Origin of the sequence: Desulfovibrio sp. 1188_IL3213 (assembly GCF_036763145.1) — a bacterium.
Lineage (GTDB): Bacteria > Desulfobacterota > Desulfovibrionia > Desulfovibrionales > Desulfovibrionaceae > Desulfovibrio.
The window spans coordinates 1-1,509 of record NZ_JBAIYR010000501.1 but is presented as its reverse complement, the minus strand read 5'-3'; the positions used below and the strand labels follow the sequence as shown (position 1 = coordinate 1,509).

The following is a 1,509-nucleotide window of genomic DNA, read 5'->3' as shown; positions in this document are numbered from 1 at the left end:
CGGCAGGGGCCGGCTCTCAAGGCATGCTGCCGCCCCCGGCGGTTCCTCCGCTTTCCGCAGATGATCTGTTGCCGCCGTCCAACGGTTCCGCAGGGCAGGCTCCTGTCCGTGCGCCTCTTCCGTGAGAAGTCAGGGGCGTGAATGCCCGCCAACTGTCGCCGTCATGATGATATGCGGTGACATGACAGCCGCAGAGCGCCCCCTGACGTTTCCTGGCCGCCCTCCAGTGGCCTGTGCCGGGCTGATGCATGCCTGTCAGGATTGTTTTTGAAGTCCCTTGCGCCATGCAAAGGACTGACGCGGTAAATTTATTCCGGTGGTTAAGGCGCAAAAAGTGCCGGAAGCGGCGGTTGTTACGGGCATGGCCTTGAAAGGATTGGCCCAGTCCGCGCTTGACGGGGGGGCTGTGGGCGTGTATGTAGCTTCTTCCATATTTTAACGCCAGGGCCTTGCCGTCCCTGCCGCCACGGCGGCTGACGGCCTCATAACCGCTAAAGCCCTGCGTGCCGAAAATCCCCGGTCCGGCATTTGGCCCTACCGGAAATTTTAAGGAGTCAGCCATGAAAAGAACATATCAGCCGAGCAAAATCAGAAGGGCACGTACTCACGGCTTTCGCGCCCGTATGGCAACCCCCGGGGGCCGCGCGGTGTTGCGCCGTCGTCGTGCCAAAGGCCGTAAACGCCTGAGCGCCTAGTTGAACGGGGGACTTGCCCCCGTTCGTCATTAGGGAGCTTTCATGCGCCGGTACCTCCTGCCCCGACAGTTGCGCATCCGCCGCCGGGTGGAGTTTACAGCCTGTTACGAGCGGGGCAGGCGCTACCATACCGAGCATTTCCTTGTCTTCGTGTTGCCGCGGGCTTGTCCCGGTCTTCGCGCGCGTACCGGCATGGCCGTTTCCCGTAAGGTGGGTAAGGCCGTGGTGCGCAATCGCGTCAAAAGACTGTTGCGGGAGTTTTACCGTCTGCACAGAAAGGAGCTGCCCGTGGAGGCCGATATCGTTACCGTAGCAAAAAAGCATGCCGGAGAAGCCGCGCTGGACTATGCCCGTGTGGCTGCTGAGCTTTTGCCCCTGTTACGGAGTGTGGCCCGGCAGATGCCGGGCTCTTCGGCATTGGATGGTTTGCCATGAGCCACCTGTTGCGTGTGATCTGCGTTTTTCCCATACGCGTTTATCAGCGTTGCATTTCGCCTGTGCTGCCTCCTGCCTGCCGTTATTATCCCACCTGTTCCGCCTATGCCGCCGAGGCCGTAATGACCCACGGCGTGTTGCGGGGCGGCTGGCTGGCGCTCAAGCGCCTGGCCCGCTGTCACCCTTGGGGCGGTTCGGGTTATGACCCTGTTCCACCATCACGACGTCGCCGTGACGTTCCGCCATTGTCCCAGGAGTGAGCGCCCTCATGCAAGACGGTAAAAATCTTCTCATCGCCATTGTTCTTTGTCTTATTGTCATTGTCGGCTGGGGCTATCTGGCCGAGTATATGGGCTGGGCCACCCGGCCTGCCCCGGTA

3 protein-coding genes are annotated in these 1,509 nt (G+C 61.1%); all 3 read left to right on the top strand.

The features are described 5' to 3' along the window. Positions 1–560 precede the first annotated feature (560 nt). From rpmH to yidD, 3 genes are read left to right on the top strand one after another with little or no spacing between them, the layout of a single operon-like run. Positions 561–695 (top strand): 50S ribosomal protein L34, encoded by a 135-nt coding sequence (gene rpmH, locus V6C16_RS13035; RefSeq protein WP_012625590.1) that lies wholly within the window; start codon positions 561–563, stop codon positions 693–695. A gap of 42 nt (positions 696–737) precedes the next feature. Then, positions 738–1,130 carry a ribonuclease P protein component gene (gene rnpA, locus V6C16_RS13030; RefSeq protein ID WP_333535525.1) on the top strand — a complete coding sequence of 131 codons (393 nt, stop codon included), beginning with the start codon at positions 738–740 and terminating at the stop codon, positions 1,128–1,130. Next, positions 1,127–1,390, top strand: coding sequence for a membrane protein insertion efficiency factor YidD (gene yidD, locus V6C16_RS13025; protein ID WP_333543412.1), 264 nt, complete (start codon positions 1,127–1,129; stop codon positions 1,388–1,390). The genes rnpA and yidD overlap by 4 nt, the downstream gene beginning before the upstream one ends. Positions 1,391–1,509: the final 119 nt, after the last annotated feature.